The organism is Flavobacterium piscisymbiosum (assembly GCF_020905295.1).
Taxonomy (GTDB): Bacteria; Bacteroidota; Bacteroidia; order Flavobacteriales; family Flavobacteriaceae; genus Flavobacterium; species Flavobacterium piscisymbiosum.
Genome location: NZ_JAJJMM010000001.1, coordinates 3,688,299 through 3,701,939 on the forward strand (window position 1 = coordinate 3,688,299; position 13,641 = coordinate 3,701,939).

Below are 13,641 nucleotides of genomic sequence, written 5' to 3' on the forward strand. Positions count from 1 at the left end.
TTTGTCTCTGGTTAAAACAAGAAAGTATAGATAATAAATGTAATAATTCTAATATTGGTTTTTTAGAGAATTGTTAAAATTAGTAAAATAATTATTGATTTGTTTTTGATTTTTTGAATGAGGTAATTTTTAAATCTATTGAGTTAATTTTATTTGTAATCAATCATGAAATTTGAATTAACAATAGATTTGAAAAAATCTTAATACAATAAAGTCATGAAAAAAGAGCAAAAACACGAAACCGACTATATCAAAAAATATCAGGACGAAGGTTATACTTCTAATTTTTTATTCGATGCAGGGACCTTGTTAGACTCCGAAACAAAATATGCTTATCAGCCCAATGAAATTTTTATTGTAGCGCATCACCGTTACGAAGGAATGAGTGATCCGGATGATATGTCAATTTTGTATGTAATCGAGACAAAAGATCAGATAAAAGGAACACATTTAATAGGTTATGGCCCAACGGCAGACCTTGAAGAAGCCGAATTTTTTAAAGATATCCCAAAGGCAAATTATGCCAAAAACGCCGATATCAATGAACTTACATAAGAAAAGAAAATAGATTAGTATTTTTTTATTTTGCTGGGGAGCAGTTGTTCCGGATTTATCCGGGGCAGCTGCTTTTGTTTTTTTTTAAGGTTCTGAGTTGCTGAGGGGCTAAGGATCTAAGTTTTTTTCTTGCCGCTAAGGCGCTAAGGCGCAAAGAATTTAATTGCTATACGTTGTAATTAATCTCGCAATCCCGATAGTGGCCAATGTCATTAAGTTAAGGAAAAATCTATAAAATTACTTAACCGTTTAATCAAGAAAGTAATTATAAAAATCCGTTTTTATCCGCGTTTTCGCTTTATCGAATCAGTGAAATCAGCGTCTAATTTTGACGCGGATAAAACAGATTTACTTCGTAAAAACGCGGATAGAAACGGATTTGATTTGCAATAATTTTATTTTCTAAAAGCTTAACTTAATGAAACTGCGATAGTGGCCGGGCGCGAAGTCGCAAAGCTTTGATTTTTCTTTTCGTTTTTTTCTTTGCGACTTCGCGCCTTTGCGAGAGATTTTTACAATCCAAATTCAAAAAAAACTTGCGAGAAATTTTGACAATCCTATTCAAAATAAACTTTGTGCCTTAGCGCCTTCGTGGCAAAAAACAAAATGTCTTCGAGGTAAAAAACAGCCCTTGTAATAATTATGAAATATCTGACTGAAATTGTATAAAGCTTTGATTAACAATATTTCTGAAATTTGAATTATCAAAATAAGATAAAAAACCAAAGTTATGTTTTGTACGTAAATAAGTACGAACCAGTTTATTAAAATCAAGTCATTATGAAAAAACTTTACTTAAATACAGGAGGATTTAATGCTATTTTTAACGATCTTAAAGATAGTTTTAACGGTGAATTAATAGCCAATAATAACGAATACAGCCTGACTTTTAAGTCAAAATGGGCAAAAGGAACTATTAGTGGTGTTTGTTTTGAAAATAAAATATCTCACATGCATTTTGACCTTGTATTTAATGAAGATGTTTCTTTAAGTGTAGAAGCTTTTGAATCTGCTCCGGTACTTTTTGCTTATTGCGAGAACGGGAATTTAGCACATAGTTTTGGTGCTAATGGTGATAAAAAAAGCCTTAAAAAGAACCAAACCGGGGTTTTAAGCAATACATCAGTTATAAATAGTGTTTTGTATTTTGAAAGCCATAAACACATTGTGTTTTCTCTAATCGGAATTCCGACAACGGTTTCTGCTGAAGATCAGAATTTTGGAATGATGACACAATTGAAGAAAAGGTTTATGAACGAGTCAGGAAATTATATTTATGTAGGACCCGGGAATTTGAAAATCGCTCAAAAATGGCAGGAATTAAAAACACTTCCTCAACAGGGAATTGTTAGAAACTTGCTTAAAAAACTAATTCTGAAAGAGATTATCGAGATGGAGATAGCCCAACATAGTTACAATTACATGAGTACGTTTGATCCTATTGTAAATTTAGCAGCAAGACAAATTAATGAGATTAAAAGAATTTCGCAAATGAATATTTCTGAAGTTATTAGTGCTGCAGGATTAGCCAGCCGACACTATTTGCCACGTATTTTTAAAGAAAAATACCATTTATCATATAAGCCATTCAATCAAAAATTAGCTAGCTAATAAGCATTATATATACCACTTCTTTACGAAAAAAAAACAGCTTTTCTACGAGCTGTTTTTTTTATGTTTTGAATTGTGGTAAATGGCACACGGATTGGCGCGGATTTTTATAATGTAAACTTAAACAAGCTTTGTGTCTTAGAATTAGATGAAAATAGGCCACGGATGACACGGATTTGCTTCGCAAAAACACGGATTGACGCGGATTTTTATGATGTAAACTTAAACAAGCTTTGTATCTTAGAATTAGATAAAAATAGGCCACGGATGACACGGATTTGCTTCGCAAAAACACAGATTGGCGCGGATTTTTATTTTGAGTCTTTGTAATTTATAATAGAAAAAGCTTAGCGACTTAGTGCCTTCGTGGCAAAAAGAAAAACTTAGAACCTTAGCATCTTAGAATCTCAGTATTTTAGAGTCTCAGCACCTTTAATCCTAACTCTCTTTCTCATAATAAATAATAAAATACACCATAATCAAATTCAGGCATAACGAGACGCTGTTGGTAATTATGATAGGCAAATCTTTTTTTAAAATGCCATAAATAATCCAAACCAAAATCCCGAAAGTGAGTATACCAAAGGTTTTAAGTGATATTTGTTTCACTTTTTTAGTTTTCCAGACTTTAATAATCTGCGGAACCACTGATATTGTAACACAGGTTCCGGCGAAGAGTCCAACAATATCTATTAAGTTCATTTCTTTTTAAGTTACTGAGTTACTAAGTTTCTAAGTTGCTGAGTTTTTTAATCTCGCAATCCCGATAGCTATCGGGTGCAAAGTTTTTTTGTTTTTGAGTTACTAAGTTCTGAGATACTAAGTGGCTGATTTTTTTTTAAGTGCATGAATTAAAGCTTAGTAACTTAAAGACTTAGCAACTTAGCATCTTTTTTTTTAAAACTATCCCCCAATCATTTCACCGCCATTAATATGAATAAATTGTCCGGTGATATAACTGCTGTCTTCGCAAGCCAGGAATACATAAGCCGGAGCAACTTCAGAGGGCTGACCGGCTCTTTCCATTGGATTGTCTTTTCCAAAATCAGATAAATTATCGAAACTCGCCACAATCAGCGGAGTCCATATTGGGCCGGGAGCTACTCCGTTTACACGGATTTTTTTCCTGGCAAGCATGGTCGATAATGATCTGGTAAAACTTACAATTGCACCTTTTGTACTGGCGTAATCTGCAAGATGTTCGCTGCCGCGATACGCTGTGACTGAACTTGTATTGATTATAGTATCGCCTTCTTCTAAAAATGGAAGCGCGGCTTTTGTAATATAAAAATAAGGATATATATTGGTTTCGAATGTTTTATGAAGTTGTGCGGCGGTTATGTCTTCCAGTTCGGTTTGAGGGAATTGTACTGCGGCATTATTTACTACAATGTTTAGTTTTTTAAAGTGCGTATGGCATTTTTTTACGGCACTTTTGCAAAATTTCTCATCCTTCAAATCTCCACTAATAATCAGGCATTCTCGCCCTTCTTTTTCAATTAGTGCTTTGGTATCTTTGGCATCTTTGTCTTCTTTAAGGTAAACAATGGCAATATTGGCACCTTCTCGGGCAAAATGTACGGCAACACTTCGTCCAATACCGCTATCGCCTCCGGTTATAAAAGCTACTTTTCCTAAAAGTTTTCCGCTTCCAACATAGTTTTCTCTTATTACTTCAGGTTCCGGATGCATTAGATGTTCGTTGCCCGGAAGGTTTTGTTTTTGTTCGGGAAATGTTTTCGTCTTTTTCATAACTTGTAATTTTAAAGCAATTAATCTGACCCTAAAATAGTTAATGATAATTCAAGTCATTAACCGAAAGAAATTTAAGATTATCGCAATAAAGAAGCGTTATATAATTTGAATATTGAACATGGGAATTATGTAACGAATTAAATTTTCAATAAAAGTGCTGTTTCTTTTTTTTTTATAAATTTGAAGGTTTGACTGTCGTTATTTAAAATAGGATCAGATGTTTTAAATGAGATATTCAAAGTAATTTTCAAACTAAAAACAAATTTTAATTCAATAAAACTTTACTCCCCCAACCAGTATGGTATTAATCGTTGACGATATAAAGGCAAATATTATTGCCTTGAAGAAAACATTAGAGCTACATGATATTGATGTAGATACTGCCGAGTCTGGTGAAGAAGCCCTTAAAAAAATTTTAAAGACAGATTATTGCCTGATCATCATGGATGTTCAGATGCCGGGACTTGACGGTTTTGAAGTCGTGAAAATTCTCTCGGGTAATAAACGAACCAAAGACATTCCGGTTATTTTTCTATCGGCGCTTAATATCGAAAAAAAGTATATTTTTAAAGGATATGAAACCGGAGCTGTCGAATACATTACCAAACCTGTCGACAGTGATTTGCTGATTTTGAAAGTAAAAACCTTTTTAAAACTATACGAACAGCAAAGAGAATTAAAAGGCATAAAAGAACTTCTTTCTAAAGAGATTATCATAAGAAAAGAAGCTCAGGATAATCTCGAAATTAAAATCGCTGAAAGAACCAAAGAACTGGTTTTGAAAAACGAAGAATTAGAGATGAAAAATCACGAACTGCAGCAATTTTCCTGGGTAGTTTCGCACGATTTAAATGAACCCATAAGAAAGATCCAAATCTTTATAAAAATCATCAAAGAACTTTATCTGGCCGATGACGCAAAGGCAGTTGATTATGTAAATCGTACCATAAAATCGGCTGAAAGAATGCAGACTTTAATTACCGATTTATTGGCTTACTCAAGATTATCGTCGCAGGTAAAACCCGAAGTAACAGATTTGAATGTGGTACTGCAGGAAGTTTTATCTGATTTTGATTATTTAATCGAAAGAAAAAACGCTACTATAAAATCGAATGAACTTCCTACGATAGATAGTATTCCGAGTCAACTAAGGCAGGTTTTTCAGAATTTGATAGGGAATGCCTTAAAATTCTCCGGAAATTCGCAACATCCCTTAATCGAAATAACTTCGGAAATCATTTTGGATAAATCGTTTGAGAGTCCAACTTCCCCGGAAGGGAAATTTTGCAGAATTACAGTAAAAGATAACGGAATTGGTTTTGATGAAATTTATCTGGACAGGATATTTATTATTTTCCAAAGTTTAAACGATCGCCAGTCATACGAAGGAACCGGAATAGGATTGGCAATTGCAAAAAAAATCATAGAAAAACACAACGGATTAATTACGGCAAAAAGTCAGGTAGGACAGGGCGCAAGCTTTATTATCATCCTCCCTTTAAAATACGAATAAATATAACCAAAAAACATGAAGAGTAATTTTAAAAGAAATTTGTTAATCAGTTCATTAGTGTCATTATTGGTGCTAATGGTCAGTTCCACGGCCTCATTTCTTAGTATAAAAAGCTTGTTAGACAGTAATTCCTGGGTAAACCATACTCAAGAGGTTATTTATAATCTTAACGAAGGTTCGGCTATAATTACTGAGGCGCAAACCAGTATGCGTGGCTATTTGATTGCGGGCGACGAACAATTTGTAGACCGATACAATGATGCTGAGGCAAAATCTAAAGTTTTTTTCGACAAGGTTGCAGAACTTACAGTTGATAATCCGTCGCAACAAATGCAGTTAAAGGAGCTAAAAGAGCTGCGAGAAAACTTTTTTAAGTACTTGAACAATCAAATTGTAAAAAAACGTCTCGGGAAAAACTCTGCTACATTTGATCTTACCGAAGGTCGAAATATGATGAGTGATTTACGAGCGCAAATAAAAACGGTCGAAAGTACAGAACAAAACCTTTTAAAAGTACGCAACGAAAACTCAGAGCGTTATGGTACTTACAGCATTGTCCTGATTATCGTTGCTTTTATAATTGCTTTCTTTATTTCGATTGTCTTTTTGATCAGAATTTTGAAAGATTTCAACGAACGTGCTTTACTTCAAAATGAATTAGAGAAAAAAGACCGTGAAACTGCGCAAAGAATCGAAGCGATCAGTTCTATTGCGAGTAATATTTCAAATGGAAATTATGATATCAGGGTAGATGATAACAAGGCCGATGCTTTAGGAAGTGTGGGAGAATCTCTAAATAGTATGGGAGTTTCCTTAAAAAGCTCTTTCGATTTATTATCTCAAAAAGAATGGCTTCAAACCGGTATTGCAAATCTTAATAATGTAATGCTGGGCGATAAACCAATGCAAAAATTAGCCAAAGATGTGATCGAATTTGTGTGCCAATATACCAATAGCAGCGCGGGAGTTTTGTACATTTTAGAAGATAATGAACTTTTTGTTGCCGGTGGTTATAGCTACATTCCAAGCAAAAATCGTGAGCGCATGCAAAAAGGGGAAGGATTGATTGGTCAGGCCATTATTTCAGGAAAAATTCTGGAACTAAAAGCTTTATCTCCAGATGATATTCAGATAAATTATGCTTTAGGGCAAATAAAACCAACACATATTGTAGCCGTTCCGTTATTGGATACCAGAATCGAAGGTGCAATAGAATTGGCGAGTATTTACGGATTTTCGGATCTGCATTTAGAATTTCTAAAAAGTGTTTCTAATAATATAGGAATTGCCATTAAATCGACTCAAAACAGAAAACGAGTGATGGAATTGCTGGAAGAAACCAAATCTCAGTCAGAAGAACTTCAGGTGCAGCACAGCGAACTTGAAGCTATTAATGCCGAATTGGAAGCGCAAACAGAAAAACTTCAGGCTTCTGAAGAAGAGTTGCGTGTACAGCAGGAAGAATTAGAGCAAACGAACGAAGAATTGTCTGAAAGAAGTGTTTTACTGGAAGAAAAAAATAATGAAATCCAGAAAAAATCTGAAGCTTTAGAACTTACAACTCGTTATAAATCAGAGTTTTTGGCGAATATGTCGCACGAATTAAGAACACCTTTAAACTCTATTTTGCTTTTAAGCCGTTTGTTATCTGAAAATAATAACAAAAGCATGGTCGAAGAAGAAATTGAGTTTGCCAAAGTAATCCAGAGTTCAGGAAATAGTTTGTTAGGATTGATTGATGAAATTCTTGATTTGTCTAAAATTGAAGCCGGTAAAATGGAGCTTGAATTCCTGGATGTTTCGACCAAAGAAATCACAGATACTTTATGGAATTTATTTAATCTGGTAGCGAAAGAAAAAGGAATTGAATTTGAAATTCTTGCAAAAGACGCTCCGGTTGTCATTAAAACAGACAAAATGCGTTTAGAACAAATTCTTAAAAATTTGATTTCAAACGCCATTAAATTTACCGAAAAAGGAAAAGTAACTTTAGAAATTAAAATTAATACAGACGATGACAAAATTATTTGTTTCATCGTAAAAGATACCGGAATTGGAATCCCGTTAGAGAAACAGCCTTTAATTTTCGAAGCGTTTCAGCAAGCCGATGGTTCTACCAAACGTAAATACGGAGGAACTGGTTTAGGATTGTCGATTAGCCGTGAATTGGCGAAACTGCTTCGCGGAGAAATTATATTGCATAGTAAGGAGAATGAAGGAAGTTCGTTTACTTTATGTTTACCGGTTTTTGGATCTGCAATTCATAAAATTAATGTAGAGAAAATTCCGCCAACAGAATTTACAGAATTAGAAGCAGAGGAAAAACCACCTGTAAAAAACAAATATTTAAGTGCCTTTATTCCGGATGAAATCGAAGACGACAGAGATTCAATTGTTCCTGGAGATAAAGTAATTCTGGTTGTAGAAGATGATATTAATTTTGCTAAATCGCTTTTGACATTTACCCGAAAAAAAGGATACAAAGGAGTAGTTTCTGTACGTGGAGATTATGCTTTAAACTTTGCCTTGCTTTATAATCCGGTTGGTGTTTTATTAGATATAGAATTGCCGATAAAAAGTGGTTGGGAAGTTTTAGAAGAATTAAAAAATCATTCAGCTACCAAACATATTCCGGTTCATATTATGTCATCGCACAAATTAAAACAGGAAAGTTTACTAAAAGGAGCAGTAGATTTCTTAGACAAACCGGTGGCTTTCGAGAAAATTCCGGATGTATTTTTACGAATCGAACATATCATAAATAAAGAAGCGCAAAAAGTTTTGATTATAGAAGATAATCCAAAACATGCAAAAGCTTTGGCTTATTTCCTGGAAACGTATAATATTAACTCAGAAATAAAAAGCGAAGTTTCGCAAGGATTAGAAGCTTTGAATAAAACCGAAGTAGATTGTGTGATTCTTGATATGGGAATTCCGGACAAACATGCGTATCAAATTCTTGATGGCGTTAAGAAATCTCCGGGATTAGAAAACCTTCCGGTAATTGTATTTACAGGAAAAAGTTTATCGATGAAAGAAGAAGTAAAAATTAAAAAATACGCCGATTCGATTATTGTAAAAACGGCGCATTCTTACCAAAGAATGTTAGACGAAGTTTCGCTTTTTTTACATTTAGTTGAAGATAAAAAAGACCCAAAAGACAAAAAAGAAAGCCATAAAAAGCTAAATTTACTAAATAATATCCTGCACGATAAAAAGGTATTAATTGTAGATGACGATGTTCGTAATATTTATTCGTTGACAAAAGCATTAGAAGTTTTTAAAATGAATGTAATTACAGCCTTTGATGGTAAAGAAGCCATCAAAATTTTGGAAGAACACACAGATACTGATATTGTTTTACTGGATATGATGATGCCTAACATGGACGGTTACGAAACGGCCGAAAAAATTCGCAGCATGCCTAAATTCCTTAATTTACCACTTATTGCCGTTACAGCAAAAGCAATGACAGGAGACAGGGAAAAATGTATCAAAGCAGGCGCATCAGATTATATTACCAAACCGGTCGATATTGATCAGTTGCTTTCGTTATTGCGAGTGTGGCTGTATGATAAGATATAAATAGATTACAAAGAAAAAGTTAGCCAAAGATTAAAATAATTCAGGCAGATTATTTGATGCTAATTTCACGCAGATTTAAAAAGATTCAAGCAGATTTGCACAGATTAATTTAATAAAAATCTAAAATTAAATCTGCTTTAATCTGTAAAATCTGCGTGAAACAAAAATGTTTTAATCTTTGAAATAAAAAACTTAAAAAAATAATTCGTTACAAAAAAAATAAACCAAATAAAAAGTGGACGAAATGAATAAAAAAAGACTCTTAATTATTGATGATGATTCTAGAAATATTTTTGCTTTAGAACACACTTTACGTGCAAAATCATTCGATTGTTTGTCTTGTTTAAGTGCCGAAGAGGCATTGAAATTATTGAGTACTGATGAACAAATTGATGCTGTCCTGATCGATATGATGATGCCCGAAATGGATGGCTATGATGCTATTCCGTTGATAAAAGCATTGCCTAACAGGCGATCAACTTATGTTGTTGCGGTAACAGCGCAGGCGATGACGGGAGATAAAGAAAAATGTCTTGAGGCTGGGGCAGATGCCTATATTTCAAAACCTGTTGATGTAGATAAATTACTGCTTATTTTGAGCAAAATGTGAAGGAAGTATGATTGAGGATATCGAATTAGAAACGCTTATTAATGATGTTTATGAATATTATGGTTTTGATTTTGGAAGCTACTCAAGAGCTTCATTAAAAAGACGGGTAAACAGGCTATTTCATTTAGACGGATTTACTCATTTTCATGAATTTCTTTCAAGAGTTCGTTATGACCCTGAATATTATAAAAGGATGGTCGACGAAATCACGGTTAATGTAACCGAGATGTTTCGTGACCCTGCTTTTTATGCCGTGCTTAGAAATGAAATATTGCCATTATTAGGCACCAAACCTTTTATCAGATTATGGCATGCAGGATGTTCTACAGGCGAAGAAGTCTATTCGATGGCCATTATGCTCAAAGAAGCCGGTTTATTGCACAAATCCTTAATTTATGCAACAGATATTAATGCCACGGTTTTAGAAACGGCCAAAAAAGGAATTTTTCCTTTACGAATGATGAAAGAATACTCGGAAAACTATCGTGATGCAGGCGGACAAGAAGATTTTTCGAATTACTATATTGCCAATTACGGCATTGCCAAGTTTAATGAAGAACTGGCCGAAAAGATGGTTTTCTCACAACATAATTTAGTTTCAGATACTTCATTTAACGAATTTGATATCATATTATGTCGTAATGTTTTAATTTATTTTGACAACGATCTTCAAAAAAGGGTCATTAATTTATTCGATGAAAGTCTGGCCGTTTTAGGTTTCTTAGCTTTAGGTACAAAAGAAACTATAAAATATTCTATATCAATGAGTAAATACAAACAGCTGGACAAAGAGAAAATATGGAGGAAGATAAAATAATATCAAATTGTAAAGTAGTAATTATAGGAGGATCTGCTGGGAGTTTAAATGCCTTAATGCAAATTTTACCTGAGTTGCCAGAATTAAAAGATTTTGCGATCGTAATTGTTTTGCATCGCAAAAGTACCGATGATCAGACATTAGAAGAACTTATTGCGCTCAAGGCAAGTATAACAGTAAAACCAGTCGAGGACAAAGTGCCTCTTTTACCAGGTTTTATTTATGTTGCGCCTTCTAATTATCATTTATTATTCGAAAAAAACGAGACACTTTCGTTAGATATTTCAGAGAAAATCAATTATAGCCGTCCCAGTATCGATGTTTCTTTTGAATCTGCGGCAGAAATTTACGGATCTTCTCTGGTAGGAATTTTGTTATCAGGCTCGAATACAGATGGAACTCAGGGATTAAAAGCGATTCAGGCAGCAAAAGGAACCGTTGTGGTACAAAACCCAACCGTGGCCGAGATGCCTTTTATGCCTCATAATGCGATTTTAAATACAACACCGGATTTTGTGCTTACGAATCAGGAAATCCTTCGATTAATAACTTTAATAAATAGTCCGCAGGATTAATTTTTAGGCTTCGTTTTTTCCTCATCTTCAGGAAGAACCACTTTATTCAGTTCCGCTTCTTTTTCGGCCCTTCTTTGCGCTGCTTTTCCTTTACCTATTGGTATTCCAGCCGTTAGATACAAAGATCTGTTGTACACATTAGGTCCGTCACCTTTCATTACAGGAACAAGGCCATAATAGTATTGCACCGTAACGTTTAAGCCGTTACCTACATTCATATGATAACCTGCACCAAATGCCACACCAGCATCAAGAACCCGTATCTGATCGCGGATATTCTTTTTGTAGATCACATCATCCTTATCAACTTCTTGTTTAAATTCATCAAAAGCTTTAGCCAATAAACCAAACTGAGGTCCGGTTTTAAGATATATTCTATTTTTAAACTGATACTTAATTAAAATAGGAACATTAAAATACCTGATTTCCCGATTCACACTTCCGCCCGCAAAAGTATTATCCAGATTCACATCGTTCAACGAGTAAACCGGAATTGAGTGCGCACCCATAGGCGATTTTACAATTACTCCCGTATTGATCATCCAGGCAGGATTTTGTTTAGATCGAATGTCAAAATAAAAACCAAGATTAAAACCCGCATTAGTTCCCGAAGATTCAAGACCCGAAATATCAGAAAAATTCACGCCGCCTTCGAGTCCAAATTCCAGGAAAGGAGAATTTAATTTATCTCCAAAAATCAAGGAAATTAAAACTTGCGAATGTGCAGATGTAACGCTAAAGAAAACGATAAGAAGTAATAAACCTTTTTTCATATAATTGGGTTTAAAGTCCAAAACGATACTGAAGACCACCTAAAACCTGTGTACGGGTTCCTAAAAAACCAGCTTCTACACGAAACATAATATGTTTGTTGTACTGAAATTGAGATCCTACAATAAAATTCCACATATCCTTTGGCGCTTTATGCAAAGAATATTGTACTGTGGATGATTCGGCAGTACTCAAAGCTCCATCAAGAGTATTTAAAAAATTCCCTGCTGATTGTAATGCCCTGTTCGCCGTATCGTGCTTGGCAATATTTGCCGGATTTTTTTGCTGAGTTGCCGTCAATCCGTCCCACCAGGTATCCACTTTTGATTGGTTTTCAGATACTTTTGTCAAGCCGTCATCTACTTTTTGCTGAGCACCATCCAGATTTAAAACATCAGATAAAGCAATATTTCCCTGAGTATTTCCTTCAATATGAACTCTAAAACCACCTACCCAAACCGCAATATTTCTTTCGGGTTTACGAAGTTTAAAAGTTTTCCCCAGCCTTGGCCCAAAAATATAAGAAAAAGCAGGTTTGTCCAGTGCACTAACATCGCTCCAGGACATATTCATATCCAGAGCCAGCCAACCACCGCCAATACCAATAGTTGGGGTTAACCCCAATCCAAATGTGGTAGCGCTAAAATTGGCTTTGGTATTAAAACTCGCTACTTGCGACCAGTTATTATCCGCATCAGGAATCCATATTCCCGCGTTTATTTTAGTAGTTGGATTTGATTTTCCAAAAATTCCGTAGACATTTAAAAACGGAAGCAGCCAGATATCAGGTCTAATGGTAAGGGCGCCAACTTCGACAGAAGATTTATCAAAACGAACAATTTCGTCTAAATTATATAAAGGACCATTATTAAAACCTACCTGTAAGTCTGTAATGTTGATTTCAGAATCCTGCCAAAAGTAATTTATCGAAAGTCCGGCAGAATAGGGTAGATTGTATCCTTTTTGTGCTACTTTTTCTCCCCAAATAGGTAGGGCATAAGGATATTTTACAGTAGAGAGACTGTCTTTTAGTTCCTGATTTTTTTCTCCTACGATTTTATCGGTGTAGACTTGTCCAAAAATTTGTATGCTAAAGAATAATAAAAAGGCTAATAGTAGTGTATTATATTTCATTGATTTCGGTTTTATAAATGTTAATTAATAGAACTGCGTAAAATAAATAGGTACTAATGTATTCTTGAGGGATTTTGGCTTATCTTTTTGTATTATAGGCGAATAAGGAATTAGGTTCTAAAGAGATGAACTTAATTTATATGTTAATTATTGTTAAAGTTAAATAAATTTTCTTACCGATTACAATATTTTTTAAGAAAGGGAGATTTTTTTTTGAATGAATTTTCAGAAAGTTTATCTTTTTTACAAACATCATTTTCAAATATTTAGATTTTTATAATAGAAATAAATGTTACTTTTGTGTTGTGAAATGGATAACAATCATATTGTCGATTTATTTAATGGCGCTTTCCAATATGCCTTGTGCAGATATGGAGGTAAATAGTGCTGCTCATAAAACCGCACAATTTTCATCAGAAGCAAATCATACCCATGATAAAGACAATGATTTATGTTCTCCTTTTTGCGCTTGTAACTGTTGTGGTGCGCAGGTTTTAAGTTATCAGACTGCTGTAATTTTTGAATTTCCTGTACAGCATACTATCATTTCGATACCATTACCCAACTACAATTCGGTTTTTGCTTCCAATTTCTACGGAAGTATTTGGCAACCCCCACAAATAGCATAATGATTGCCTGATTAAGTTCAGGTTAGAGAGTTGTGGATTTTCCACAGAAGTAATAGACAAAACTTTGTCTAATTTCTCACGTCATT

12 protein-coding genes are annotated in these 13,641 nt (G+C 34.3%); 8 read left to right on the forward strand and 4 right to left on the reverse strand.

The annotated features are described in order from the left end of the window. The first annotated feature begins 216 nt into the window (after window positions 1-216). Together LNP81_RS16115 and LNP81_RS16120 are read left to right on the forward strand one after the other, a co-directional pair. A complete protein-coding gene (locus LNP81_RS16115) occupies window positions 217-555 on the forward strand; it encodes a hypothetical protein (protein ID WP_230037546.1) in 339 nt (112 codons plus the stop codon). 780 nt (window positions 556-1,335) lie between these two features. Further along, a complete protein-coding gene (locus LNP81_RS16120; RefSeq protein WP_230037548.1) occupies window positions 1,336-2,166 on the forward strand; it encodes a hypothetical protein in 831 nt (276 codons plus the stop codon). Window positions 2,167-2,604: 438 nt separating this feature from the next. On the opposite strand, the gene LNP81_RS16125 is transcribed toward LNP81_RS16120, so the two are convergent. Then, entirely contained in the window at window positions 2,605-2,868 is a 264-nt protein-coding gene (locus tag LNP81_RS16125; protein ID WP_230037550.1) for a SemiSWEET family sugar transporter, read from the reverse strand. Window positions 2,869-3,069: 201 nt separating this feature from the next. Next, window positions 3,070-3,918, reverse strand: a complete 849-nt coding sequence (locus tag LNP81_RS16130) for an SDR family oxidoreductase (RefSeq protein WP_230037552.1) — start codon at window positions 3,916-3,918, stop codon at window positions 3,070-3,072. 301 nt (window positions 3,919-4,219) lie between these two features. Between LNP81_RS16130 and LNP81_RS16135 the strand changes: the two genes are divergently transcribed. From LNP81_RS16135 to LNP81_RS16155, 5 genes are all read left to right on the forward strand, one after another. Then, a complete protein-coding gene (locus tag LNP81_RS16135; protein ID WP_230037554.1) occupies window positions 4,220-5,434 on the forward strand; it encodes a hybrid sensor histidine kinase/response regulator in 1,215 nt (404 codons plus the stop codon). A gap of 15 nt (window positions 5,435-5,449) precedes the next feature. Continuing rightward, window positions 5,450-9,019, forward strand: a complete 3,570-nt coding sequence (locus LNP81_RS16140; RefSeq protein WP_230037557.1) for a response regulator — start codon at window positions 5,450-5,452, stop codon at window positions 9,017-9,019. A 244-nt stretch (window positions 9,020-9,263) separates the two neighbouring features. Then, the gene (locus LNP81_RS16145) at window positions 9,264-9,629 is read left to right on the forward strand and encodes a response regulator (RefSeq protein WP_230037559.1); all 366 of its coding nucleotides are present in this window, start codon (window positions 9,264-9,266) and stop codon (window positions 9,627-9,629) included. 7 nt (window positions 9,630-9,636) lie between these two features. Continuing rightward, window positions 9,637-10,446, forward strand: coding sequence for a CheR family methyltransferase (locus LNP81_RS16150; RefSeq protein WP_230037561.1), 810 nt, complete (start codon window positions 9,637-9,639; stop codon window positions 10,444-10,446). Further along, the gene (locus LNP81_RS16155) at window positions 10,428-11,021 is read left to right on the forward strand and encodes a chemotaxis protein CheB (RefSeq protein WP_230037563.1); all 594 of its coding nucleotides are present in this window, start codon (window positions 10,428-10,430) and stop codon (window positions 11,019-11,021) included. Before LNP81_RS16150 ends, LNP81_RS16155 begins: the two co-directional genes overlap by 19 nt. Here the strand turns inward: LNP81_RS16155 and LNP81_RS16160 are convergent. Together LNP81_RS16160 and LNP81_RS16165 are read right to left on the reverse strand one after the other, a co-directional pair. Beyond that, window positions 11,018-11,794, reverse strand: coding sequence for a porin family protein (locus tag LNP81_RS16160; RefSeq protein ID WP_230037565.1), 777 nt, complete (start codon window positions 11,792-11,794; stop codon window positions 11,018-11,020). The two genes, LNP81_RS16155 and LNP81_RS16160, sit on opposite strands and share 4 nt — an antisense overlap. A 10-nt stretch (window positions 11,795-11,804) precedes the next feature. Beyond that, the gene (locus LNP81_RS16165) at window positions 11,805-12,926 is read right to left on the reverse strand and encodes a hypothetical protein (protein WP_230037567.1); all 1,122 of its coding nucleotides are present in this window, start codon (window positions 12,924-12,926) and stop codon (window positions 11,805-11,807) included. Between the two features lie 305 nt (window positions 12,927-13,231). On the opposite strand from LNP81_RS16165, the gene LNP81_RS16170 reads away from it, so the two are divergent. Beyond that, window positions 13,232-13,555, forward strand: a complete 324-nt coding sequence (locus LNP81_RS16170) for a DUF6660 family protein (RefSeq protein WP_230037568.1) — start codon at window positions 13,232-13,234, stop codon at window positions 13,553-13,555. Window positions 13,556-13,641 lie beyond the last annotated feature (86 nt).

What these genes read in the sequence shown, in the direction of transcription:
- LNP81_RS16135 (WP_230037554.1), top strand. Translation starts at nt 4,220, where the DNA reads ATGGTATTAATCGTTGACGATATAAAGGCAAATATTATTGCCTTGAAG.
- LNP81_RS16160 (WP_230037565.1), bottom strand. Translation starts at nt 11,794, where the DNA reads ATGAAAAAAGGTTTATTACTTCTTATCGTTTTCTTTAGCGTTACATCT.
- LNP81_RS16130 (WP_230037552.1), bottom strand. Translation starts at nt 3,918, where the DNA reads ATGAAAAAGACGAAAACATTTCCCGAACAAAAACAAAACCTTCCGGGC.
- LNP81_RS16150 (WP_230037561.1), top strand. Translation starts at nt 9,637, where the DNA reads ATGATTGAGGATATCGAATTAGAAACGCTTATTAATGATGTTTATGAA.
- LNP81_RS16155 (WP_230037563.1), top strand. Translation starts at nt 10,428, where the DNA reads ATGGAGGAAGATAAAATAATATCAAATTGTAAAGTAGTAATTATAGGA.
- LNP81_RS16115 (WP_230037546.1), top strand. Translation starts at nt 217, where the DNA reads ATGAAAAAAGAGCAAAAACACGAAACCGACTATATCAAAAAATATCAG.
- LNP81_RS16120 (WP_230037548.1), top strand. Translation starts at nt 1,336, where the DNA reads ATGAAAAAACTTTACTTAAATACAGGAGGATTTAATGCTATTTTTAAC.
- LNP81_RS16125 (WP_230037550.1), bottom strand. Translation starts at nt 2,868, where the DNA reads ATGAACTTAATAGATATTGTTGGACTCTTCGCCGGAACCTGTGTTACA.
- LNP81_RS16140 (WP_230037557.1), top strand. Translation starts at nt 5,450, where the DNA reads ATGAAGAGTAATTTTAAAAGAAATTTGTTAATCAGTTCATTAGTGTCA.
- LNP81_RS16145 (WP_230037559.1), top strand. Translation starts at nt 9,264, where the DNA reads ATGAATAAAAAAAGACTCTTAATTATTGATGATGATTCTAGAAATATT.
- LNP81_RS16165 (WP_230037567.1), bottom strand. Translation starts at nt 12,926, where the DNA reads ATGAAATATAATACACTACTATTAGCCTTTTTATTATTCTTTAGCATA.